Annotated in this window: 17 protein-coding genes and 2 pseudogenes; 10 read left to right on the top strand and 9 right to left on the bottom strand. The window is 60.5% G+C overall.

Annotation, left to right across the window (positions count from 1 at the left end; translation table 11 throughout):
• Nucleotides 1–18: 18 nt before the first annotated feature.
• Nucleotides 19–942, bottom strand: a complete 924-nt coding sequence (locus J3P79_RS15140) for a universal stress protein (RefSeq protein WP_434603753.1) — start codon at nucleotides 940–942, stop codon at nucleotides 19–21.
• Between the two features lie 245 nt (nucleotides 943–1,187).
• Here J3P79_RS15140 and J3P79_RS15135 point away from each other — a divergent pair, with 245 nt between their 5' ends.
• From J3P79_RS15135 to J3P79_RS15125, 3 genes are all read left to right on the top strand, one after another.
• Nucleotides 1,188–1,412 carry a hypothetical protein gene (locus tag J3P79_RS15135; RefSeq protein ID WP_434603750.1) on the top strand — a complete coding sequence of 75 codons (225 nt, stop codon included), beginning with the start codon at nucleotides 1,188–1,190 and terminating at the stop codon, nucleotides 1,410–1,412.
• Between the two features lie 3 nt (nucleotides 1,413–1,415).
• Nucleotides 1,416–2,666, top strand: a complete 1,251-nt coding sequence (locus J3P79_RS15130) for an MgtC/SapB family protein (RefSeq protein WP_434603747.1) — start codon at nucleotides 1,416–1,418, stop codon at nucleotides 2,664–2,666.
• Nucleotides 2,667–2,772: 106 nt separating this feature from the next.
• Nucleotides 2,773–3,684 (top strand): universal stress protein, encoded by a 912-nt coding sequence (locus J3P79_RS15125; RefSeq protein ID WP_434603744.1) that lies wholly within the window; start codon nucleotides 2,773–2,775, stop codon nucleotides 3,682–3,684.
• Between the two features lie 54 nt (nucleotides 3,685–3,738).
• On the opposite strand, the gene J3P79_RS15120 is transcribed toward J3P79_RS15125, so the two are convergent.
• The gene (locus J3P79_RS15120; RefSeq protein WP_434603741.1) at nucleotides 3,739–4,302 is read right to left on the bottom strand and encodes a GNAT family N-acetyltransferase; all 564 of its coding nucleotides are present in this window, start codon (nucleotides 4,300–4,302) and stop codon (nucleotides 3,739–3,741) included.
• A gap of 246 nt (nucleotides 4,303–4,548) precedes the next feature.
• Here J3P79_RS15120 and J3P79_RS15115 point away from each other — a divergent pair, with 246 nt between their 5' ends.
• Complete coding sequence (locus J3P79_RS15115; protein WP_434603738.1) at nucleotides 4,549–5,442, top strand: universal stress protein; 894 nt, start codon at nucleotides 4,549–4,551, stop codon at nucleotides 5,440–5,442.
• 123 nt (nucleotides 5,443–5,565) lie between these two features.
• Nucleotides 5,566–6,456, top strand: a complete 891-nt coding sequence (locus tag J3P79_RS15110; RefSeq protein ID WP_434603735.1) for a universal stress protein — start codon at nucleotides 5,566–5,568, stop codon at nucleotides 6,454–6,456.
• A 114-nt stretch (nucleotides 6,457–6,570) separates the two neighbouring features.
• Here J3P79_RS15110 and fnr read toward each other — a convergent pair whose 3' ends face one another.
• The 5 genes from fnr to J3P79_RS15085 all read right to left on the bottom strand — a co-directional run bounded on the left by fnr (nucleotide 6,571) and on the right by J3P79_RS15085 (nucleotide 15,026).
• On the bottom strand, nucleotides 6,571–7,323 hold the full coding sequence (gene fnr / locus J3P79_RS15105) for a fumarate/nitrate reduction transcriptional regulator Fnr (RefSeq protein ID WP_434603732.1): 753 nt from the start codon (nucleotides 7,321–7,323) through the stop codon (nucleotides 6,571–6,573).
• 222 nt (nucleotides 7,324–7,545) lie between these two features.
• On the bottom strand, nucleotides 7,546–9,705 hold the full coding sequence (locus J3P79_RS15100; protein ID WP_434603729.1) for a methyl-accepting chemotaxis protein: 2,160 nt from the start codon (nucleotides 9,703–9,705) through the stop codon (nucleotides 7,546–7,548).
• A 379-nt stretch (nucleotides 9,706–10,084) separates the two neighbouring features.
• Complete coding sequence (locus tag J3P79_RS15095) at nucleotides 10,085–11,209, bottom strand: ABC transporter permease (protein ID WP_434603726.1); 1,125 nt, start codon at nucleotides 11,207–11,209, stop codon at nucleotides 10,085–10,087.
• A 2-nt stretch (nucleotides 11,210–11,211) separates the two neighbouring features.
• Nucleotides 11,212–13,956: a ribosome-associated ATPase/putative transporter RbbA gene (gene rbbA, locus J3P79_RS15090; RefSeq protein WP_434603723.1), complete on the bottom strand. Its 2,745-nt coding sequence runs from the start codon at nucleotides 13,954–13,956 to the stop codon at nucleotides 11,212–11,214.
• Nucleotides 13,953–15,026, bottom strand: a complete 1,074-nt coding sequence (locus tag J3P79_RS15085) for an HlyD family secretion protein (protein WP_434603721.1) — start codon at nucleotides 15,024–15,026, stop codon at nucleotides 13,953–13,955. Before J3P79_RS15085 ends, rbbA begins: the two co-directional genes overlap by 4 nt.
• 430 nt (nucleotides 15,027–15,456) lie before the next feature.
• Between J3P79_RS15085 and J3P79_RS15080 the strand changes: the two genes are divergently transcribed.
• The 5 genes and pseudogenes from J3P79_RS15080 to J3P79_RS15060 all read left to right on the top strand — a co-directional run bounded on the left by J3P79_RS15080 (nucleotide 15,457) and on the right by J3P79_RS15060 (nucleotide 20,833).
• Nucleotides 15,457–16,548, top strand: a complete 1,092-nt coding sequence (locus J3P79_RS15080; RefSeq protein WP_434603719.1) for an ABC transporter substrate-binding protein — start codon at nucleotides 15,457–15,459, stop codon at nucleotides 16,546–16,548.
• A 25-nt stretch (nucleotides 16,549–16,573) separates the two neighbouring features.
• Nucleotides 16,574–18,838: pseudogene (locus J3P79_RS15075) on the top strand (ATP-binding protein); the annotation flags it as partial.
• Nucleotides 18,830–19,435: pseudogene (locus J3P79_RS15070) on the top strand (ATP-binding response regulator); the annotation flags it as partial. The pseudogenes J3P79_RS15075 and J3P79_RS15070, both read left to right, overlap by 9 nt.
• Complete coding sequence (locus J3P79_RS15065) at nucleotides 19,436–20,293, top strand: sensor histidine kinase (protein ID WP_434611492.1); 858 nt, start codon at nucleotides 19,436–19,438, stop codon at nucleotides 20,291–20,293.
• Between the two features lie 69 nt (nucleotides 20,294–20,362).
• The gene (locus J3P79_RS15060) at nucleotides 20,363–20,833 is read left to right on the top strand and encodes a hypothetical protein (protein WP_434603717.1); all 471 of its coding nucleotides are present in this window, start codon (nucleotides 20,363–20,365) and stop codon (nucleotides 20,831–20,833) included.
• 138 nt (nucleotides 20,834–20,971) lie between these two features.
• Here J3P79_RS15060 and J3P79_RS15055 read toward each other — a convergent pair whose 3' ends face one another.
• Together J3P79_RS15055 and J3P79_RS15050 are read right to left on the bottom strand one after the other, a co-directional pair.
• Entirely contained in the window at nucleotides 20,972–21,373 is a 402-nt protein-coding gene (locus J3P79_RS15055; protein WP_434603715.1) for a hypothetical protein, read from the bottom strand.
• Nucleotides 21,370–22,272 (bottom strand): serine hydrolase domain-containing protein, encoded by a 903-nt coding sequence (locus J3P79_RS15050; protein WP_434603713.1) that lies wholly within the window; start codon nucleotides 22,270–22,272, stop codon nucleotides 21,370–21,372. Before J3P79_RS15050 ends, J3P79_RS15055 begins: the two co-directional genes overlap by 4 nt.
• Nucleotides 22,273–22,307 lie beyond the last annotated feature (35 nt).

Here is a 22,307-nt window from a genome sequence, read left to right as displayed (position 1 = left end):
GGCGATGGCCTTCAGGTTTCAGTGAAATTGCTCCGGCGCAATGACCCACAAGCTGCACGGCATCTTGTACAAGAGGCTCTCGACGGTGCTGCCGATCAGCTTGTCCAGGCCGCCATAGTGCACGCGGCCCATGACGATCACGTCGATATCGTGGGACGCGGCGTAGCTGACCAGTACCTTGGCCGGATCGCCCATGATCATGCGTCGTTGTTCCGGGGCGATACCGTTGCGTTCGGCCAAGGCTTCGAATGCTGCGCCCTGGGATTCGTAGAGCTGCTGGGCCAGGGCCGAGGAAAAGAAGGTCGAGCCGTTGCCAAAGCCGTATTCGGCCGCAGTGATGGAGGACAGGTCGTAAGCGTAGATGACTTCCAGTTCCGCATCGCAGCTGGCCGCGAGTTTGTTGGCTTCGCCCAGGATCCGGTCGTTGAGGCCTTTGTAGCGCCCGTCGCGGTGGAATGGATCGATGGCCGCGAGGATCTTGCGCGGGCGCGCATGAACCACCTTGTTGACGAAGTGCAACGGCACCTCGCATTCGCGCAGCAGGTGAACGTCCAGGGGCGTGAACATCAGCCGCGAGATCCAGGACTCGGGATCCACCGTCTTGATCAGGGCGTCCATCGGCGTTTCCTTGAGGTGGATCAGGATTTCCTGCAAGGGGCGCTCGACCCACGTCACTTCGGTGGTGACTTCGATGCCGAGCTTGCGCAGGGGCCTGGCTTGTTCCTCCAGCCAATCCCGATGGCGTTCGACGTAGCCCAGGCGCATCTGTTCCAACGCTTGTTCGTTGACCAGACCGGCCGTGGCCAGGCCGTCGAGGTAATCAAAGGCGACGATGTGTAATGCGGCGCCTTGGGACTTGGCCAGTGCGGCCGCTCGATCGAACGCCGGACTGTGTTCCATCAGTGGCGAAGCGACCAGCATCAAGCGTGATTGCGTGGACATGACAAACCTCCTGGGCAAGGACCTGTTGGCGCCGTGCGACTGCCGCACGGGCTGTATCTGGTATCGATCATGAGCGCGGTGAGGCTTGGTGACTTGATTTGCATCAAATACACCTCAGAGCGTTGCGCGAGCGATGACGGCGCCCCAGCGCAATGTTTGATCCCGATCAATCTTCCCTGCGCGACGGGCGCGCACGCTAGGACTTGATCCTGGAATTCAGGCCCACCCGTCATGGGAGGTTGGTCATGATTATTCGAATTGAAGAGCGGCAGCCAGGGACGTCTTGGGTCGTGCGCTTGGACGCATTGTGTGTGGGTTTCAAAAGCCTTGAGCAAGCGCAGGCGTTCACCAGAACGCTGCAGGCGCGCATCGACGCCCCCCATGCCTGGCCGCAAGGAGCGTTCGCTCGACCGGGCGTGGCGCGGGATGTGCCAGCGCCGTCGCAACGTATGCTCGCGCATCTGTCATAGTCCGTGGCCGCGATCGAAGCCTTGGGTTTTGCCAACGCCGGCGCGGCGCTGGGAATCGGCCTGCTCGTGGGGCTGGAGCGCGAGCGGCGCAAGGGCGAGGACGGCAGGCGTGATTTCGCCGGCCTGCGTACGTTTGCCGTGACCTCGTTGTTGGGGTATGTCACCGCCTGGATCGGCGGCCCTTCATTGCTAGGCTTTTTCGCGCTTGCGCTGGGGGCATTGGTCACCGTGGCGTATTGGAGAAACCTCGACAAGGACCCTGGCATCACGAGCGAGGTGGCCTTGTTTGCCGTGTTGGCGCTGGGCGCGCTCTGCGTCAGTGAACCGGCCCTGGCGACCGCTGTAGGCGTGGTGATGGCGGGGCTGCTGGCCAGCCGCCAGGCCTTGCATCACTTTGCTCGCAACCAGTTGACGGCTGGGGAGATGCGCGATGGCTTGGTGTTATTGATCGCAGCCTTGGTGGTGCTGCCGCTAGCACCGGATCGATTCCTCGGGCCCTATGATGCAATCAACCCGCGCAACCTGTGCATTCTGACCGTCATGCTGATGGGCGTGGGCGCGCTGGGGCGTGTCGCAGTGCGTACCCTGGGTACCCGCTACGGCTATGCCGTCAGCGCGATCGCCTCGGGATTCGCCTCCGCCACGGCGACGGTTGCGGCCATGGGCGGCATTGCAAAGAAGGACCCGCTCAATCTCAAGCTGCTAAGCGCCGCCGCGGTGTTATCCAATCTGGCGACGGTGGCGCAAATGGCTCTGATCCTCGCGGCCGTCGAGCCGGCGCTATTGCGTTGGATGTGGGAGGCGTTGCTGTGCGGATTGCTGGCGGTCCTGGCCTATGCGAGCGTGTTGATGTTTCCACGGCCCAGGGCGCGCGCCGAGGAGGGGATCACGCACGGCGGGGCCTTCAGCTTGAAACTGGCGCTGATGGTCGTCGTGGCAATGACTGCGATCACGGTTGTCTCATCGGCGATGCTCGCCGGGTTCGGGCAGGCCGGGGTGATGGTCACGGCGATCTTCAGCGGCTTGGTTGATGCCCACGCGTCGACCGCTTCCATTGCCTCACTGGCGAAGGGCGGGTTATTGCCCTTCGATGGCATCGCCGCGCCCGTCCTGATGGCCTTCACCAGCAACTCGCTGAGCAAATGCGTGGTGGCCTGGGTCAGCGGAGGACGCCGGTTCGCCGGGTTCGTCATTCCCGGCCAGGTACTGATGACATTGGCGATGTGGGGCGGGCTGATGCTCCCGGATCTGTGATTCCAGATGATGGCAGTTTGATCAATATCAAGTCCTGCGTTTGCCATGCGTTCATTCTGAAGTCTTCCCCCCACTCTGTGGTTAACGCCACGCGTCGAGGTATTCCATGCCACTGACTCCCCGTTTGTTGCTGTTGGCGCCTGACGCCATGATCCGTACGCCGGCGTTCGACCGTGCCACCGAGCTGGCGTTGGCATTGGACCTGCCGCTGCATATTGTCGCGATCGATTATCTGGAACTGTTGTCGGTGGCCGGTCTGTTCGCACCCGACCAGGTCAAGCAGGCCCGCGAGGGCTACCTGGAAACCCATCGGCATTGGTTGTGGCAACAGGCCGAACTGGCGCGCCGGCATGGTGTGGAGGTGACGTGCGAAGTGGTCTGGTCCAAGGACGCCTTTCAAACCCTGCAGCAGTACATCAAGGAATTGCCGCTGGCGTTGATCATCAAGGACGCACAGCCGGAGCCGGCCATGAAGCGGGTTTTCTTCACACCGCTGGACTGGCGCTTGCTGCGTGACTGTCCTGTGCCGGTGCATCTGGTCACTGACTCGCGCAATGCTCGGCCGCGGCGGGTCCTGGCGATCGTCGACGTACTGCGCAGCGATGAGCAGGACCTTGTGTTCAACGATCAGATCGTCAACGCAGCCGTCAAGCTGGCCGAGCAATGCAATGCCGAGGTCGAGCTGCTGCATGCCTTCGATTGGACGGCCGTCTATGCGTCGGACATGGGCTTTGGCGCACTGCCCCTGGCAACCGGGGTCTATGAGGCATTGGGCGAGGCGCAGCATGAAGTGTTCGAATCCTTGGCTGAACGCCATGGGGTCATGCCGCAGCAACGACATTTCATCGAAGGGGCGCCGTTGAGCAGTATCCGTACATTCGCCGTCGACCATCACATGGATGTCATCGTCATGGGAACGACCGCGCATCATGGCCTGGAAAAGCGCCTGGGGACGACCGCCGAGCTCCTGTTGCAACGGGCGCCTTGCAGCATCTGGGCGATCAAACCGCAGGCATGACGGAAGCCTCCTGCGCGAGGGCCATGGAATGTGGCCCTCCGCGTAATGTCGTGACTAAAGATAAAGCCGGTGGATGACCTGCCGGGTGTCGTCGGGGTCGGCACGTGTCTCGAACCCCAGGCTATGGGCCAGGTCGCGCATGGCGGCGTTGCTCGCGGAATCGACGGAATACATCTGCCGGTAGCCGTTCTTACGGGCTGCGTCGATGAGGTGTTCCATCAGCAACGTGCCCAGCCCCAGGTGCTGCCAGTGATCGGCCACGGTCACGGCGCATTCGCATTCGAATTCTGAGGCGGAGCAATAGCGGCTGACCCCAATCTCGGTCAATTCGCCGTTGTCGTGGACCAGGGCGATGTAGGCCAGGCGCGTCTTGCAATCCACATCCATCAATTGATCCAGCAGGGCCGCGCCCGGCTCATTGATCTGTGACAGGAAACGCATGTGCCGCGACTCCGGCGACAGGCGCTTGATGAAGTCATATTCGCGCTGGCGATCCTCCTCCCGCAGCGGCCGAATCAGCACATGCCGGCCGTCCTTAAGCGCCTGGATCCAGTGCTTGCCATGGATGCTGGCGTACAAGGCGGCGGCGCGATCGTTGTGGTCTTTGACTGTAAGCATGGCTTGATCCTCCATCGGATATCAGCGTGCGGTACGAAATAAGCTGTGCGTTCCTTGCCGTTCTACGCCCATGACGGCCCTCGATTCTGATCTGGATCAGCCCCGGCGCAGCCAACCGTCGATTGCGCCGCACTTGATGCAGATCAAGCCGCATGGGCAGTGGATGGGCGCACGCTGCAAGCAGTGCCGAAGCGGGGCCGGTGCCCGGCGCCGATCGTGAGAAGAACCACTCGATGGAGGTGTGCGATGGGGCAATACCAGCGTTTGCTAATGATCGTCGAACCTGACTTGCACCCCAGCGCAGCGATGCGCAGGGCCTGCGCCCTGGCCCGGACCAGCGGGGCCGCGCTGCATCTGTGCGTGTTCGTCCAGCCGCCGGCCCGCACCCACTTGTGGGGTGAGAAAACAGACGACGCAAACGTGCAGCGTCATTTGCATCGCTATCGTCGTTGGATGGCGGAGGAGGCGGCGCTGCTCAAGGAGGAGGGTTTGGACGTCGAGACGCATGTCGTCTGGACCATTCATCCGCTGCTGGACATCCTTCGCTACGTCGAACAGTTCCAACCCGACCTGGTGATCAAGGACGTCACCCTCGAACCGTTGCTCAAGCGCGTGTTTGCAACGCCCCTCGACTGTCATCTGTTACGCGATTGTCCGGTGCCGATGCATTTGGTCAGCCAGGCGGTGCACGGCTTGCCGCGCCGGGTCGTGGCCGCAGTGGATCCGTCCGATCCCCAGGCCAACGCCTTGAACCAACGCATCGTCCAGGTTGCGGCGCAGATGGCCCGGCAATGCGACGCTGCGTTGCACCTGCTCTATGCCTGCGATCTGTCGGTTGCGCTCAACGGCGAAGCGTCGCTATTGGCAGGAGCCTGGGATGATGATTTCGCTGATGACCTGCGGGCGTCGCTGCACATGGCGTTTATCAACCTTGCCGAGCAGTGTGGCGTGCCGGCCGATCGTCGACATTTCACCCTTGGCCTGCCGGTACCGGTCATCCATGAGTTCGTCGATGAATACGAGGCCGATGTGGTGGTCATGGGAACCGCGCACCGTGTTGGCCTGGAGCGCTTGATCGGCAGCACGACGGAGCGGGCCTTGTATTCGGTACCGGGCAGCCTGCTGGCGGTCAGGGGATGAGCACGATGGCGCCGTTGGCTTGTCCGTTGTTGTCACGCCAGCTTGCCTGGCTCTGATGTAGATCAAGTCATAGTCATGCGGGCGATCCAGAATCAATTTTGAGTCCGAACCTGGAGATCCATCATGAGCCAGTATCAGCGCCTGTTGTTGATCCTCAACCCGGCACAACGGCATTCGCCCGCCCTCCATCACGCTGCCGCCCTGGCGGCTGCCAGCAAGGCGCATCTGCATGTCACGGCGCTGATCCCTTCGTTGGATATTCTGTCGGTGCTTGAGGATGAGCCTCGTGAAGAAGCGCGGCAGACCTATTTCCAGGACCAGCGCGATTGGCTGGAAGAGGAGGCCGACAAGATGCGTCGCCGGGGCCTGCGGGTCACCACTGAAATGACGTGGGTGGACGGCATGCGCGAGCGAATCCTGGAGCACGTCGCAGAGATCAAACCCGACTTGCTGATCAAGCAGGTCCAGCATGAATCCCTGCTCAAGCGCGCGTTTTTCACCCCGCTGGATTGGCAGTTGCTGCGCAAGTGCCCCGTTCCGTTGTACCTGGTGGGCGCTGCCGGACACGCCTTGCCGCGCAAAGTCGTCGCGGCCGTGGACCCTTCCAGTGCGTTTGCACAGAACAGCGGGCTTAACGACAGGATTATCCGCCAGGCGCTTGAACTCGCGTTGCAGTGCGACGCCGAGTTGCATCTGGTGCACGCGTTCGAAGTGCCGTCGGTTTACCTGGGCGATGCGGGAGGCGGCGGCTTTTCGCTGTCGCAGCTCAGCAAGGAATTGCGCAGGACACAGGAAAAATCCTTCGTGGAATTGGCCAACCTGTTCGGCGTGCCGGCCGAGCGCAGGCGATTTCTACTGGGACATCCCGTGTCGGCGCTCAGTGAGTTTGCGCTGGAGCATGAGGTGGATGTGATCGTCATGGGCCGATCCCAGCACAGTCAACCTTTTGGGCTGCTGGGCAGCACGACAGAGCACATCCTGTATCAGGTGCAGTGCAGCGTTCTGGCGGTATGAAGGAATGGGCCCTGACGGCAAAGTGATTGACAGCAATCAACGGCCGCCTGGGCAAACAATGCAATCAATGGCTTTTCCGTGGATCGCCGGGAGCACCGCCACGCACGGCAGGCATCACAACTCGGCGTGGCGATGGCAACCGGCGACCTTTTGCTTGAGACCGGGCAAGTCCAGGATCGTGACGTTGCGTCCATGCAAATCCACCAGTTCCTCCTGGCGCAGATGGGCGATGCATCGACAGATGGTTTCCAGGCGCAGGCCCAGGTAGGAGCCGATGGCCTCGCGGCTCATGCGCAGGACAAATTCCCGTGAGGAATAGCCGCGCATGTTAAGCCGCTGAGACAGGTTCAACAAAAACGCTGCCATGCGCTCGTCGGCGTTCATGTTGCCGAGCATCAGCAGCATGCTGTGGTCGCGCACGATTTCCTGGCTCAGGAGTTTGTTCAGGTTGTGTTGCAAGGACGGCAAATCGTGGGCGAGCTTTTCCAGGAGATTGAAGGGCAGCGGGCAGACTTCGCTGTCTTCGAGGGCGATGGCATTACAGGCGTAGTGATCGGTGCTGATAGCGTCGAGGCCGAGCATTTCACCTTGCATCTGGAAACCGGTGACTTGTTCGCGGCCGTCCACCGACAGGACGCTGGTCTTGAAGAACCCCAATCTGACCGCATACAACGAGCGCAATGGGTCGCCGGTGCGATATAGCGCTGCGCCTTTCTTTACCTTCACCCGTTGGGCGATCAGCGTGTCCAGGCGCTCGACTTCACCGCCCGTCAGGCCAATGGGCAGGCACAGTTCAAGCACGCTGCAGTTCGAGCAAGCGGTCTTGAGGGCATGCACCTGCAGAAGCCTTGGTTCAGACTCGGCCATGTGGAGATTCCTTTAGTTGAAGCAAGCATAGAAGAACAACTCAGCTACGCCTGTTTTTTGTCAGCTAAAGCAATATTGGTTGTCGATGGGTTTTAGCGAGCCACCAGCGCAATGGCCCATCGCATTGTTCGGTTATATGGCGGGGTACCGGATGCCACGAACCAGCATGTCCATGGCGTCCATTGTTTTCACGGTATAGGAAACGGGGCGTTGCGCAGCTGGTTATCGTTTTACCTTGAACCTGCCCAGCTCCCTTTGCATGAGCGCAGCCCGTTCCGAAAGATCCTTGGCCGCCACCGCGCACTCCAGCGAGTTCGATTGGTTTTTCTGAGTGACTTCGTCGATTTGCTCAAGCCCGATGCTTGCTTGCTGCAATCCCGAGGCTTGCTCACTGGAGGCTTGGTAAATCAGCGACACCAGGCTGGAAACCTCGCCGGTTCCATTGACGATATTCTTCAACGATTCGGCGGTTCGGCTCGCGATGACCATGCCGCGTTGCGTCTTGCTCGAGGAGTCGGCGATCAGTGCGGCCGTTTGCTGAGCGGCCTCGGCACTGCGCGCCGCCAGGCTGCGGACTTCGTCTGCGACGACGGCAAAACCTCGTCCCAATTCACCCGCCCGGGCAGCCTCAATGGCCGCGTTCAACGCCAGCAAATTGGTTTGCGCGGCGATGTTGTCGATGGTCGTGATGATCGCCGTGATGTCTTTGCCCGAGTCGTCAATCTCGGCCATGGCGGCAATCAATTCGCCCATCAGTTGATCGCTTTCTCCCGCGTCGGCCCGCGATGCCTGGGATTGCTCGTCCGCTTGCTTGGCGTTGGCGGCGTTGTCTCGGGTCTGGGCGGCCATTTGGGTCATGACCGCGCTGATTTCGGTGATGGACGAGGCGGAGTTCGCCGCGCCTTCAGACAACGACTGACTGAGGTCGGTGACCTGCGCCGAGCTTCCGGTGATCTGGGTTGCACTGGACTGAACTTGAGAGATCAGTTGGTTGAGGTTGCTGACCATTTTTTCCAGCGATTTGCCCAAGGTGTCGTTGGGCGAGGACAAACGAACCTCCAGGTCCAGGTCACCTTCAGAAATGCGTTCTGCGACCCGCACTTGCCTTTGCAGGCTTTCAGACATGTCATTCAAGGCCAGGGACAACTGTCCTACCTCATCTTCGGTTTTCTGCACCAGACGCCGCGAGAAATCCCCCAGGCTGATGTTGGCGGCCAGGGCAGCTGCTTCGCGGATCGGGCCGACGATTTTCGCGGCGGCGAACCACAAGGCGACCAGGGCCAGCAACGAGATGCCCAAACCCACAGAGACCTGCCAGATGCTGTTACGGAGACTGCGCGCCTGCAGTTCTTGCTCCAGGGCAATGGCCTGGCTCATGACCACGGCCTTGGGCAGACGAATCAATACCGCCCACGGTTTACCGGTGCGGCCAAGCTCAATGGGCATCAGAACTTCAATTTGTTGCGTTTGCGTGTTGAGCACGCCATTACCGCGCCCGCTCTGAATCGCGCCCAGCACTGTTTCCCATGACTCAGGCAGCAACGCCTTGATGGGCTGGCCAATCAAGTCCGTGCGCTGACTGTCAGCCACCACCAAGCCCTGATTACTGAGAATCGACACCGAGCCTTTGCCGCTGTAAAGCTCAGCGGACATTTGCTCGCTGAGTTTCTGGATAAAGGCGATGTCGAAGTCGGCCCCGACCACGCCGTAAAATTTGCCGTTTGAAACGATCGGCACCGACAGGGTGGTCAGCCAGACATTTTTTCCCTGGACCACATACGGAATGGGGTCAAGCACGCTTTCTTTCAGGGTGTCGCGGGGACCGCTGTACCAACCGCCCTTAGGCACGCCGTTGGGATGGCGGTCCAAGGAGTCATATTCAACCAGCGGCTGCACCGCGATGTGGCCGCCTGCGCTGCGCGTCCAATAAGGTGTAAACCGGCCGGTCTCCGGATTGCTCCCATCCTGGGCCGTGCGAAACGCAAGGTCCTGGCCGTCCAATGCGTCCGGTTCCCAGCAGGAATAGGTGCCATTGAAGTCAGGGTTATCCTTGAGCACCCCGAGCAATACGGCGTTGATCTGCTCCCGGCCCATTAGTAGAGGGCTTTGTGAGGTTTTGCTCGCGGCAAACGCGTTGGCCATGGTACGCGCCGCATCCAGGGCATTCTGCAATTTGGCCTGGATGGCGTTGGCCCGGGATTCCGCCAGGTTCTGGATCTCCCGGATAGTCGAACGCTCGACCAAGGCCGAGACTTCGGTCGCGACGTATTGCTCGTTGGACCTGGAGGAGAATAGCCCGTAGAGCACCAGGCTCAGTGATGAAACAAACAGGCAGATGCCCGCCGTCATGCAGATTCTGATTTGCAGCGATTTGAGTTTCATAAAGCCTCCCAGCCCAATCGTTGGGTGTGCCGAGATCGCGGCAACAACCCTTATGTTTTGCACGGTCCGGCCAATAACGTTGGGTTGTTTGGCACCCGACATGTCCAGGTAGATGGCTCAGCTGGCGCATGTAGCGACGTTACTTCTTGGCTCTGGCGGGAGGTCCTTTCCACAGTCTTTTGATGTTGATTCGAGCGTGCAGGAGCGCCCCGGTGAATGTGGGGCCTCTCATGAACAGGTGGATCAGGCACGTTGGGCGGGATTATTGATGGCACAAAGGCATCAATAAATTGTACTTTGGTATCTTTTTTGTACAGGTTCCAGCGGCATTGGCCGCTGCCGCTGTACGCCGAGGCTGGAAGAAGGGTTCTGGCCGGGCTCAGGCCATTTGCGTTATCGCCCGACGAAACCGGAATAACGCTGCAACGAAAAACAGCGCGCCGATAAACGCAATCGCCAGGAACTGCGGCCAGACAATTGCCAGGCCCGCGCCGCGGTACAGAATGCCTTGGGCGAAGCTGACAAAGTGCGTAGTAGGGGCGGCCAGCATCAGGTTTTGCACCAGCTCCGGCATGCTTTCACGGGGTGTTGCCCCCCCGGAAAGCAACTGCAGTGGAATCAGGATCAGGATGCTCAGCAGTCCAAGTTGCGGCATGGAGCGCGCCACCGTGCCCAAGTAGATACCGATGGAGGTTGTCGCGAACAGATGCAACGCGGTTCCCAACAGGAACAATCCGATCGAGCCGCTGATAGGCACCGCCAACCAACCTCGCACGACCACCCACACGGCGAAGGCGGTGGCCACCAGCACCACCAGGCCCATGGACCAGACCTTGGCTATCATGATTTCAAACGCGCGCAGCGGCATCACCAGCAGGTGTTCAATGGTGCCATGCTCACGTTCTCGAATCAGTGCGGCGCCGCTGAGGATGATTGACACCATGGTGACGTAATCGATCAGTTGCATCACGGAGGTAAACCAGGCCTGGGTCAGGTTGGGATTGAACTGCATGCGCATGGCCAAGCCCACCGGGGCGGCCGGCGTATTTCGCGCACCACGGACAAATTCGGCCACTTCAGTGGCAACGATGGTCTGGATATAACCGGCGCCGGTAAACGCCTGGCCAATCTGGGTGGCGTCGACGTTGAGTTGCAGGCTGGGACGGCGTCCGGCGAGGACGTCGCGCTGGAAGTCGGGCGCAATGTTGAGGGCGAAGGTGTAGCGACCGCTGTCCATGCCAGCATCGACCTGCTGGTTGCTGATTTTCGCTGCTGGCAGGAAGTAGGGCGGCTGAAAGGCCGTATTCAGTCGTTCGGACAGTTGCGAGTGATCTTCATCGATGATGGCCAGCGGTGCATGGTGCAAGGCTTCCGGTATGCCGGAGGCTGCGGTGTAGATACCGAACGAGAACGCCCAGATGATCAGGATCAGCATCGCTCGGTCATGGTACAGGCTGCGAAATTCCTTGATGCCCAGGCGCAGGATGTTCATCAGGCTGTGCATGGCTAACGCTCCTGTTTGCGTAGGCAGAGCACGCTCAGGCCAATCAGGATCGGCACCGTCACCAGCAGTTGCAGGAAATAGGGTGCCAGCGCCTGCAAATCCAAGGCCTTGGAAAAGATCCCTCGGCTGATGGTGAGGAACTGTGCGGTCGGGTACACCCTGCCGACCAGCGCGCCGAATCCTTCGAGCGAAGACACCGGGTTGATCAACCCGGAAAACTGAATAGCCGGCAGCAGGGTAGCGATGGCGGTGCCGAACACGGCGGCTATCTGGCTGTTCATGAACGTCGACATCCACAGGCCCAACCCGGTGGAGGTGCCGATGTACAGCAACGCGCCCAGGCTCAACACCCACAGACTGCCCTTGAGGGGTACGTCGAACACCCAGACGGCCAAAGCGCACATCAGGAAAAAGTTGAACATGCCCATGGCTACGTAGGGCAGCTGCTTACCCAGCAGGAATTCCAGGCGTGTCACCGGCGTGACATACAAGTTGATGATCGAGCCCATCTCTTTTTCCCGCACCACACCCAACGCGGTGAGCATCGCCGGAATCATCATCAATAGCAGCGGAATAATGGCTGGAACCATCGCCTGCAAGCTTTCCACGTCCGGGTTGTAGCGGTAGCGCACCTCTACGTTGGCCAGGGCGGTCCCGCTATACCCGAGTTCCGCCAGATAGCCGTTATGCAGGCCATTCACGTAACCCTCTATGGTGCGCGCACGCATGGGCATCGCGCCGTCCACCCAGGCGGCCACTGTCGGCTGGGAACCCCGCTTGAGGTCACGCCCGAAGTTGGGGGGGATTTCCAGCGCCAGGGTGATCGCCCCGCTTTTCAACCGGGTCTCCAAGTCGGCGTAATCCTGCAGCCCAGGCTGTTCGATGAAGTAGCGCGAGCCGGAAAAACTGCGGATGTAGGCCTGGCTGGTGGTGGTCTGATCGCGGTCCAGCACCGCGTAAGACAGGTCTTCGACGTCCAGGCTGATGCCGTAGCCCATGATGAACATCAGCAATACCGTGCCCAGCGCGGCCAGGGTCAGCCGGATCGGGTCACGGCGAATTTCCATGGTTTCGCGCCGGGCGTAGCTGAACATGCGTAGGCTGCTGAACCCGCTGCGGCGGCGCTTGGAAAGAGCATTCAGGGCGGCTTCGACGGCGGGCGGTTCCTTACCCGGTTCCTCGTGCTGTGCCGTCGCCGCTTCGTTGCCGGCGGCTTGTTCCAGATAGGAAACGAAGGTTTGCTCCAAGCTACTCAACCCGCGATCGATGACCAACTGCTCGGGCGCGCCGCTGACCAGTACCCGCCCGGCATGCATGAAGGAGATCCGGTCGCAGCGCTGCGCTTCGTTCATGAAATGCGTGGATATGAAAATGGTAACGCCGTCATTGCGCGACAGGTCGAGCAAGTGTTGCCAGAAAGCGTCCCGCGCAATCGGGTCTACGCCAGAGGTGGGTTCATCGAGAATCAGCACATCGGGTTTATGGATCAGCGCTACGGCCAGCGACAGGCGCTGGCGGATACCCAGCGGCAGCCGGTCGGGCAGGGCATCCAGGTTCTGCTTCAGGTCAAAGCGCTCGGCCGCCTCGGCGACGCGGCTGCCCACTTCGTCCGCAGGCACATGGAACAACTGCGCATGCAGCACCAGGTTCTGCCGAACCGTCAACTCAGAGTAGAGCGAGAAGCCCTGGGACATGTAGCCGACACGCTGCCGAGTCTTGAGGTCCTTCGGATCGATCGGCTTGCCAAACAGCCACGCCTGTCCCGAAGTGGCCGCAAGTAAGCCGGTCAGCATTTTCATGGTGGTGGATTTGCCGCAACCATTGGAGCCCAGGAAACCAAAGATCTCCCCGCGCTCAATGCGGAAACTGGCACTGTCCACAGCGGTGAAAGCGCCGAAGCGACAAGTCAATTCGCGGGCCTCGATGGCGATCACCGGCTCTCCAACAGGTGGGACACGGGGCGCGATCACCAGCGGTTTATGGCCACGTCGACGACTGTGCGGCAGCAGGGCGATGAAAGCCGCTTCCAGATTCTGGCATTCAGTTTGTTGACGGATCTGTGCGGGTGAACCGCTGGCCAGAACCTTGCCCGCATCCATCATCAATAAATGATCGAAGCGTTCAGCCTCTTCCATGTAGGCCGTGGCCACCAGGACGCGCATTTGTGGCCGCTGTGCCCGCAGCCCGGCGATCAGTTGCCAGAACTGGTTCCGGGCGAGGGGGTCGACGCCAGTGGTGGGCTCGTCAAGGATCAGCAGGTCGGGATCGTGGATCAGCGCGCAGCACAGCCCCAGTTTCTGTTTCATCCCACCGGATAATTTACCTGCGGGGCGGTCGGCGAAGGGCGTCAGCCCGGTACTGGCCAGCAGGGCATCGATGCGTTGCCGACGCTCACGCCGGCCTTGTCCGAACAGGCGGGCGAAAAAATCCAGGTTCTCGAATACCGAGAGCGTCGGGTAAAGATTCTTGCCCAGGCCTTGGGGCATGTAGGCGATGCGCGGACATAAGGTTTCTCGGTGCCGGACGTTGGCCATATCGCCGTCCAGTACGGTGAGGTGCCCCTGCTGCAGGGCCCGTGCGCCTGCAATCAGCCCCAATAGGCTGGATTTGCCGACGCCGTCCGGACCGATAAGCCCGACGATGCCGGTGGCGGGAATATCCAGGGTAATGCTGTCCAGGGCGAGGGTGTTGCCGTACCGCAAGCTGATATCCTGCAGGCGTGCCACCCAAGCGACCTCGCCTGTCATTGCGGCACCTTGAGTTCGAGTTCGGCTGGCCATTGGGCTTGAGGGTCCAGCCGTACATGGGCCACGCCCGGCACGCCAGTCTTCACCTGGCTGAGGTGCTTGCGCAGCAGCCCAGGGTCTATCCGGGCCTTGATACGGAACATCAGTTTTTCCCGTTCGTTGGCCGTTTCCACTGTTTTAGGCGTGAATTGCGCGACGCTGGCCACATAGCTGATGTTGGCGGGAATCACATATTGCGGGGCGGCATCGATGATCACACGTGCCTCGCTGCCGATGGCGACTCGGCCGGCCTGGTCGGTGGGCAGAAAGAACGTCAGGTACACGTCGCTCAGGTCCACGAGATTCAGCACCTTGCCCCCGCCAGGAATGACTTCACCTTCTTCAGCGATGCGGTACTGGACTCGTCCATCCCGAGGCGCCTTGAGTTCGGTGTCGGCCAGGTCCGCCTGCAAGCGTTGCTCTGTCGCCGCTGCCGCCTCGATGCTCGCCTGGGCCTCTTCCACCTGCGACTTGGCGGCCTCGATACCGGCCTGGGCGGTCAATACCTGCGAATTGGCAGCTGCCAGCGCGGCATGGCCACTGTCCAGCAGCGCGCGATCGTCGTCCAGCTGCTGCCTGGCCAGGGCGTTGCGGTTCACCAGGATCTCGGTACGGGCAAAGCGTTTCTGTGTGGCAATCAATTCGGCTTGGCGCTGGGCGACCACGGCCCGCGCAGTGATCTTTTCGCTTTCCCGTTGAGCAACGAGAGCCATCGCTGTCAGCTTGGCGGTAATGGCGCGCTGCAACTGGGCCTGGGCCTGGCGTATTTCGGCCCGCAGCGCCTGGGTATCCATGCGCGCCAGCACCTGACCGGCGCTGACCTGCTCGCCTTCGGCCACCAGAATGGTATCGATGCGTCCGGCCAGTTTGCTCGCCACATCCACTTCGGTGGCTTCGATCCGTCCATTGCCGCTGGCGAAGTCAGGGTTCACGGGGGCGGGTTTCAGCACATACCAGGCGCCAAGCACACCCAGCACAACCAAGCTCCCCAGAGCCCCTCGCTTGAGCCATCTACCGGTTACGTCGTTCATCCCTGCCTCTCAACTCTCAGCGAAGGTTTGGCGCTGGGGGATGATAGGGCGGGAGCCAGGGGCGCTTTGTTGATCTGCGTTAAAGATTTGCCTGTTAAATGCCGAAATCAAAGTAGCGGGGGAAGGGAAAAAGCGCGTCTCGTCTCCCGCTGTGACCTTGCAGGCGTCCAGTCGGCCGAAATCGTCCACGCCGCGCGCGAAGCGGACATGCTGAGACTATGCTCACTGCCATTGCAGGCAATGTATCGACTTCAAGTATTGGCTACCAAGGAAAGGAGCGCTGTGTGTCTGGTTCTTCATGCCCGGTTCTATTGATGGATGAGGCGGTATGCCCCGCTGAAGATGCGGTGTCGGACAACGCCGCAGCGGCTGCACAGTCAAGCTGTCGGCAGGTGCAGGTGGATGATGCCCAAGCGCAAAGGAGAGCTGCATGAACACTAAACCGATCCACACATCCTTGTGTCGCTTCGCCGGTTGCATGACGGGGCTGGCGATGCTTGCCGCCCAAGCGGCTGACGGCGGCATCGCCAGCGGCTCTACCGCAAGCCACAGCATTGCGTTCAGCAACTCCTACGCGGGCAGCGATTTTCGCAAGGTGATGGTGAGCAATTGGCAAGAAATTGCCGCCCAGGCGCAAAAGGATGGCTTGATCCGGGAGGCTCCGGTGGTCAGCGCCAACAACTCGGCGTCGGAACAGGCAGCCCATATCCAGGACATGATCGTCAATGGTGTGAACGCCATCGTCATCCTGGCCGCCTCCGACACGGCCCTCAACGGGGTGATTCGCGATGCGTGCAATGCCGGCATCGTGGTGGTCGTCATGGCCAGCCTGGTCACCGAGCGTTGCGTCTATACCGTGGACTACAACTGGTCCGCCATGGGCCGCGTGGAAATTGACTATATCGCCGAGCGCCTCAAGGGGAACGGAACGCTGCTGGAGATTCGCGGCATTGCTGGCGATGCCACCGATAAAAACATCAGTGACGGCATTCGCAAGGCCGCCAGCGACTATCCCGGCCTGAAGTTCGTCAAGACCGTCTATGGGAACTGGACCGCCTCCGTCGCACGTAAGGAAGTAGCGTTGGCGCTGCCTTCGCTGCCCAACATCGATGCCGTGGCGACTCAAGGAGGTGACGGTTATGGGGCGGCCATGGCGTTCAAGGCGGCGGGACGGCCTTTGCCGATCATTGTGATGGGGAACCGCCAGGACGAACTCGCGTTGTGGAAACAGGAACGCGATGCCAATGGCTACGAGACTGTCTCGGTTTCTGCCTCCCCGAGCGTTTCCCAGGTGGGCTTCTGGGTGGCCCAGCAGATTCTGGCGGGCAAGCAGGTGCCGAAGTTCGTCGAAGTGCCGCTGGTGCGTATCGATGCGAAAGACCTGGACACCTGGCTCGCTACCATGCCCGTGGGCGGTGCCGCCAATCCTGTCTACAGCCAGGCTTCCGTTGCGGCGATGATCGACGCGGCCATCCACAATACGGCGCCTCCGACGCCTTCACCGGAGATCACGAAGCAGTAGTGGCAGGCCGGGGAGGCGAGGCACCATGGTGACTTTCAAGCTCGCCACCGACAGGCCCATTGCCGTCACGATCGGGTTGGCGGTCGCCGCCCTGGTATTGCTGATGCTGGCGGTATCGCTCGTGAACCTCTACGGCCTGCGAGGCATGGTGCGTGCGGTGGATTCCGCCAGCCATTCCGCAGAGATCCTGGCCTCGGTCAACGGGGCCACCGGCCGGGTGGAAAACTTCATCGCCACCCGCGACCAGGAGAGCTTGTCCCAGGCCGAAGGCATGGTGGCGACGGCGATTGCCGGCCTCACGGCCATTCCGGTGGCAGAGGCGCAATCGCTCAAGGGGAGCCTGGAAAGGCTCGCCGCGGCGATCACTGCGTTGCGGGCGGCGACCCTGACCATGAATGGCGAAACGGAGAACATGACAGCCCACTACGGCCGGATGCGTGAGGCGACGACCCTCGTCGAACAGGGCATTGCCGAGGGTTTGAAGGGCGTTGCTTCCCGCGCCGCCGAGCACGCGACGCGGGCAAGCAACATCGAAAGTGCCCACCGCATCCTGGACGTCCTGCGCAACAGTGAACGGATCATCATCGCCAACGTGGCCAAGCTGCTCGTGACCGGGGAGGGGCAGGCCGCCACTGCGGCGCGCAACGCTTGCGCCGCACTCCTGCCGGTGGTCGGGCAATTGCCCGAGGTGATGGAAGCGCCACAGGAGAGAGACGCTCAGGACCAGTTGGCGGCGGCGGTTGCTGCTTCCTGCAAGGCGGTAGGACACCTTGGCGAGGCGCCCAAGCTGCGGGGAGACGAGGCTTTGCGACAGCTCGCCAACGTCGGCGAGGCGGCCGGGCGCCTTGAGGCAATGCTGGGTGAAAGGGAGGGGCACGTCGCCCATGACGCAAGCGACATTCAGGCCGCCACCGGATTGCTGAACAATGCCGCCGCGTTGTCCAAACGTTTCGCCGAGCGCGTGGCCACCCTGGAGGCGCAGACATTGTCGTTTCGCCTGTCACCGTCGACCGAGATCGCCAGCGCTGTCGGCGCCATCCTGGACGAGCTCTCCCGTCTCTCTCGGGTGCTTCCTTCCTCCGTCGGGCTGCAAGCCAAGGCAACGGCCCCGACTGTTGGCGATCAGATCGCCGGCTACCGGGCGGCGTTCGCCAGGTTCCATCAGGCGAGCAACGCCTTGAGCGACGCACGGGACCAGGTTCGCGACGAGGCACGGAGCGCCGGCCTGTTGGTTGCGCGTTTTGCCGGTGAAGCGCGCTCCGACGCCGTGGCCCACAACGATCTCGGCATGCTCGCCACGATTATCGCAGGGACCGTCGCCATTTTGCTCGCCGGCGCCATCGCCTGGAGCACCTCGCGATTTGTCGCACAGCCCATCGTGGCCCTGGCTTCGGTCATGCGCCGGCTTGCGGCCGGTGACCTGAACGCCGAAATCGCCAGCGCCGGACGCGGCGACGAGATTGGAATCATGACCCGCGCCGTACGGGTGTTCCAGGAGACGGCCCTGCGCATCCGGGTATTGGAGGCCGAGGCCGAAGCCGAACGACAGCAAGTCCAGGCCTCTTTGGAAAGGATGGTCGCCGAGCGGACGGACACGCTGCACCGTCAGACCGAGGTGCTGGAGGCGCAGGCCGTCGAACTTATTCAGGCGCGCAACCAGGCCGAGACGGCCAATCAGGCCAAGAGTGATTTCGTTGCCACGGTCAGTCACGAACTGCGCACCCCCCTGACGCTCATTCTCGCCCCTCTGGAGCAGCTCTCGGCGGCAAGCACCCCGCCGGAGGACTGGCGAGCCCAAATCGAGCGCGCCCAACGCAACGCGCTGCGCTTGATGAACCGGGTCAACGACATCCTTGATTTCTCCAAGGCCGAAGCGGGCAAGTTCGACGTGTGCCCAGCGCTAATCGACTTGAACCAAATGGTTGGTGTGCTGGCCGAGGATGCCGCCATGGTCGCCGAAGGCAAAGGCTGCACCCTGACCTGCAGCATCGATCCCGCGCTAGGCACGGTGTTCCTGGACCCCCGGCATTTCGAGAAAATCGTTCTGAATCTGGTGAGCAACGCCATCAAGTTCACGCCCACTGGCGGTACCGTTCACTTGGCAGTGACCCAGATTGATGGCGAGCGATTCGAGTTTGCGGTGCAAGACTCGGGAATCGGCATTGCGCCTGACAAATTGCCGTTGCTGTTCCAGCGCTTTTCCCAGATTGATAATTCCGCCACGCGGCATTACAGCGGCACAGGCATCGGTCTCGCCCTGGTCAAGGATCTGGCCGAATTGATGGGTGGCGAGGTCGGCGTCAACAGCGAGCCCGGGAAGGGTTCGTGCTTCTATGTCCGGCTGCCGCTGGGGGCTGAGCTAAACACGCTGCCGATCGAAGTCGACAACCTGCACGAGCGGTCGTCACCGAGCCTGACAAGCACCCTGGAGCAGCGCCACCTGCGTTTCGACGACGGTCGCCAGGTCAGTCGCGACGACCCAGCGTCGACGCCCGGCGCAAACGAGGAGCAGCCTCCGGAACAGCCCCAGCGCTCCAAAGTGCTGGTGGTAGACGACAGCCCGGAGATGCTCAGCTATCTCAGCGAACTGTTGCGCTCCGATTACGCCGTCGCCACCGCAACGGATGGGGAGCAAGCCTGGGCACTGTTGCAGCGCCAACCCATCGACGTCGTCGTCTCGGATGTGATGATGCCGGAGCTCGACGGCATCGGCCTGACAGCCAGAATAAAAGCCAGCCCCGGCTTTGCGCATCTGCCCGTGATCCTGGTGACAGCCCGCGGCGGCAGCGAGGCCTGCGTTTCCGGGCTGGAGAGTGGCGCCGATGACTATCTCGCCAAACCTTTCTCGCCGCTGGAACTCAAGGCACGTGTACGTGCGGCGCTACGCATGAACCAGGTACAAAGCCAATTGCATGCGAAATCCCGCCAGGCAGGCATGGCCGAAATAGCCACGACGGTGCTGCACAACGTCGGCAACGTCCTCAACAGCGTGAACGTATCGGCAGAACTGGTCAGCAGCCAGATGCGCAGCTCCAAAGCCCAAGGGCTGGGCAAAGTGGCTCAACTGCTGAAGGAGCACATCGATGACCTGGGCGATTTCCTCACCGCAGACCCCAAGGGAAAGATGCTGCCTGATTACCTGGCCAGGCTGGCGGAGGTGGTGACGGTGGAGCAGCAAGGCATCATCGAAGAACTCGGGCAACTCACCAAGGGCATCGACCACATCAAGACTATCGTAACTGCCCAGCAGTCCTATGCCGTTGCAGTCAGCATCGTCGAGACCGTGCCGGTCGCGGAATTGATCGATGATGCCTTGCGCATGAGTATCGGGTCATCGGCACGCCAGCAGGTGACGGTGGTCAAGGAGATTGCCGACTTGCCGCTGCTGTCGCTCGACCGGCACCGGGTGCTGCTGATTCTGGTGAACCTGATCCGCAATGCCAGGCAGGCGTTCGAGGGCGTGGTCGATCGCGGTCCCTGCGTCACGTTCAGCGCCTTCCTCACTGACGGGCCAACCTTGCGTATCACCGTGGCCGACAATGGCAAGGGAATTGCGCCTGAACATATGGGGCGTCTCTTTTCCCATGGCTTCACGACTCGCAAGGACGGCCACGGTTTCGGCCTTCATAGCTGCGCGCTGGCCGCGCAGGAAATGGGCGGCAGCTTGACCGTGCGCAGCGACGGGGTGGGGCAGGGGGCAAGCTTTATTCTGGATATTCCTGTTGATGTTACGTTGGGGCAGTGATGGATACCGAATCGCCATATCCGAAATCCTATGTTCCGATATTGGCTAACCAAAAGTCAGGATGACAACATGAATACGAAACAGCCGGACATCAAAGTAGTGACTCTGCTACACGGTTGGCTGGTCAGGTTGCAATTTTATGGAGTGGTCGTTCCGACAATTTTCATGTTCGCAGGGCTTGGTATCTACAGTCTTGGACTTGGCGGAATCAGCGGTCTATTTTTTATAGGCCCCATACTTATTCAGGTTCTAATAGGTTCGTGGGCGCTTGTGAGCTTCTACAGGGTGTTTGATGATAAATCTGAAGCGGAAGTGGTGTCGCTTTTCTTCGGGCTTGCTTACGTCGGATTAAACGCTTATCTATTAATTGAATACAGTGGGTTCGCTGTGTTGGCTTCAGGTAAGTTTGTACCTTGGATACTGGGTGTTCTTGGACACACCGTCGTTGGAGTGCACTGGCTGATTCTATTTGCGTTTAGGTTCAGGTTGCCGAGGCGGCGAAGGAGCTTGAGAGTATCCAGACTTCCTGATCGCCTTTAGCTTGCTATCTACTCTGGCGTTCGGCGTCGCTGGGTCCGAAAGGCCTGAGGGGCGAGGCGCGGTTTGGCTTGATGGGTAATCTTCGGCCAAACCGGTCAGGTTCGATCCACTGCCTTCCAGCTGAAAAGCGAAAACCTCTCAATCTGTGAAAGCTGATCTCTTAAGCGTACGCATTATTTCCTCGACAACTGGCTTCGTGTATATCTCACTGGGGTAAGTTTTCGGTGGGTCATTACTGCGGATCCATTCACCTTGATCGAATGCTTGGTAAAGCGAGAAAGCGGGCTGAGGCATGACGTTGGTCATGCCTACTTCAACCACAGCATTTATGATTCCGTTCATAACTCCGTCGCAAAAATCATAGAGCAGAGATCCCTGTAGATAGCCTTCCGCAACCGCGACGGACAGCTCGTTGAGCACATCATGCGGCGCAACGCCAAATCTTTCGCAAAAGGGGGCAAGGTCAGTCAGCGTTAGGCCGTCTTTGTCCGCTCTCACCGACAGTTTCATGAGTACGCTCTCTGGTAACACCATGGTCATGAGCTTCTTCCGGTTAAGTTCGAAGGTAGCGCTTGAATCAGCTGTCCAACAACGAAGGCTTCGACGGCACCTTCGCTAGTGCCTGCCTCAAAAGCAGCGCAACAAGCCGATGAATCACCGTCGCAGATTCGGTAGACGGCAATTGCGCTGCCAGGCCCGCAGCCTGTATGCCCGCATAGAGAATGCCCACCTTCAATCGAGCCCTGCATGACACCAAGACCATAGCCCGGAGTAATCCATGGGCGCCCGGGAATCGGGCCGCCCAATGTTCGTGCTGTCTGCATTTCAAGCAGCAAGGTTGTGGAGAGTAGGTCTCCACGGAGGAGCCGATCCAGAAATACTGCTGCTTGCGAAATGGGGCCTATCAACAGGCCGTGATAAACCCAAGCGGGGTCATAATTTGAGAAGCTTCCGAGACGTGCCGTTTGTAAATCTTCTCGCGTTTTAGCGAAGCGAACGTTCGGCAGGTCCAGAGGGGTTAGCACGCGTTGACTCACTGCATCATCAAGCGTCAGATCCGTTAGCCGCTCAATAAGCCTGCCAATTAACAAGTAGCCAACATTTGAGTAATGCCAACCGGTTCCGGGGGGGTATCGAAGTCGGGTGCCATCAAGGCGTTGCATCATTTCATCTACCGACCAGGCTGACTCACTATTCGTTACGGCGGCGTGCAACTCCGCAAGTTCGCCGTAATCGGCCAGACCCGCCTCATGCCGCAGTAGCTGGCGTAATGTGAAAGGCTGATCAAGAATGGGGTCGTCCAGGCCAATGAGCCCGTCATGTACCAAGGATAGGGCTGTCGCAGCCAGGACTGTCTTCGTAAAACTCCACCAGGGCGCTGTCCGTTCCAATAGGTCAGGCGTTTGTGGCTGACCATTCAATACGAGTGAACAGAGCATTGGCTTCCTTGGCATGTTGAGCTGATCGACAGCTC

It is taken from the genome of Pseudomonas sp. R1-7 (assembly GCF_051132105.1).
GTDB lineage: Bacteria > Pseudomonadota > Gammaproteobacteria > Pseudomonadales > Pseudomonadaceae > Aquipseudomonas.
Note: the sequence above shows the minus strand (reverse complement) of the source record. Positions and strands in the feature narration are given on the sequence as shown.

What these genes read in the sequence shown, in the direction of transcription:
- J3P79_RS15080 (WP_434603719.1), top strand. Translation starts at nt 15,457, where the DNA reads ATGAACACTAAACCGATCCACACATCCTTGTGTCGCTTCGCCGGTTGC.
- J3P79_RS15125 (WP_434603744.1), top strand. Translation starts at nt 2,773, where the DNA reads ATGCCACTGACTCCCCGTTTGTTGCTGTTGGCGCCTGACGCCATGATC.
- J3P79_RS15140 (WP_434603753.1), bottom strand. Translation starts at nt 942, where the DNA reads ATGTCCACGCAATCACGCTTGATGCTGGTCGCTTCGCCACTGATGGAA.
- J3P79_RS15120 (WP_434603741.1), bottom strand. Translation starts at nt 4,302, where the DNA reads ATGCTTACAGTCAAAGACCACAACGATCGCGCCGCCGCCTTGTACGCC.
- J3P79_RS15065 (WP_434611492.1), top strand. Translation starts at nt 19,436, where the DNA reads ATGAACCAGGTACAAAGCCAATTGCATGCGAAATCCCGCCAGGCAGGC.
- J3P79_RS15085 (WP_434603721.1), bottom strand. Translation starts at nt 15,026, where the DNA reads ATGAACGACGTAACCGGTAGATGGCTCAAGCGAGGGGCTCTGGGGAGC.
- J3P79_RS15135 (WP_434603750.1), top strand. Translation starts at nt 1,188, where the DNA reads ATGATTATTCGAATTGAAGAGCGGCAGCCAGGGACGTCTTGGGTCGTG.
- J3P79_RS15055 (WP_434603715.1), bottom strand. Translation starts at nt 21,373, where the DNA reads ATGACCATGGTGTTACCAGAGAGCGTACTCATGAAACTGTCGGTGAGA.
- J3P79_RS15060 (WP_434603717.1), top strand. Translation starts at nt 20,363, where the DNA reads ATGAATACGAAACAGCCGGACATCAAAGTAGTGACTCTGCTACACGGT.
- fnr (WP_434603732.1), bottom strand. Translation starts at nt 7,323, where the DNA reads ATGGCCGAGTCTGAACCAAGGCTTCTGCAGGTGCATGCCCTCAAGACC.
- J3P79_RS15115 (WP_434603738.1), top strand. Translation starts at nt 4,549, where the DNA reads ATGGGGCAATACCAGCGTTTGCTAATGATCGTCGAACCTGACTTGCAC.
- rbbA (WP_434603723.1), bottom strand. Translation starts at nt 13,956, where the DNA reads ATGACAGGCGAGGTCGCTTGGGTGGCACGCCTGCAGGATATCAGCTTG.
- J3P79_RS15100 (WP_434603729.1), bottom strand. Translation starts at nt 9,705, where the DNA reads ATGAAACTCAAATCGCTGCAAATCAGAATCTGCATGACGGCGGGCATC.
- J3P79_RS15110 (WP_434603735.1), top strand. Translation starts at nt 5,566, where the DNA reads ATGAGCCAGTATCAGCGCCTGTTGTTGATCCTCAACCCGGCACAACGG.
- J3P79_RS15050 (WP_434603713.1), bottom strand. Translation starts at nt 22,272, where the DNA reads ATGCTCTGTTCACTCGTATTGAATGGTCAGCCACAAACGCCTGACCTA.
- J3P79_RS15095 (WP_434603726.1), bottom strand. Translation starts at nt 11,209, where the DNA reads ATGCACAGCCTGATGAACATCCTGCGCCTGGGCATCAAGGAATTTCGC.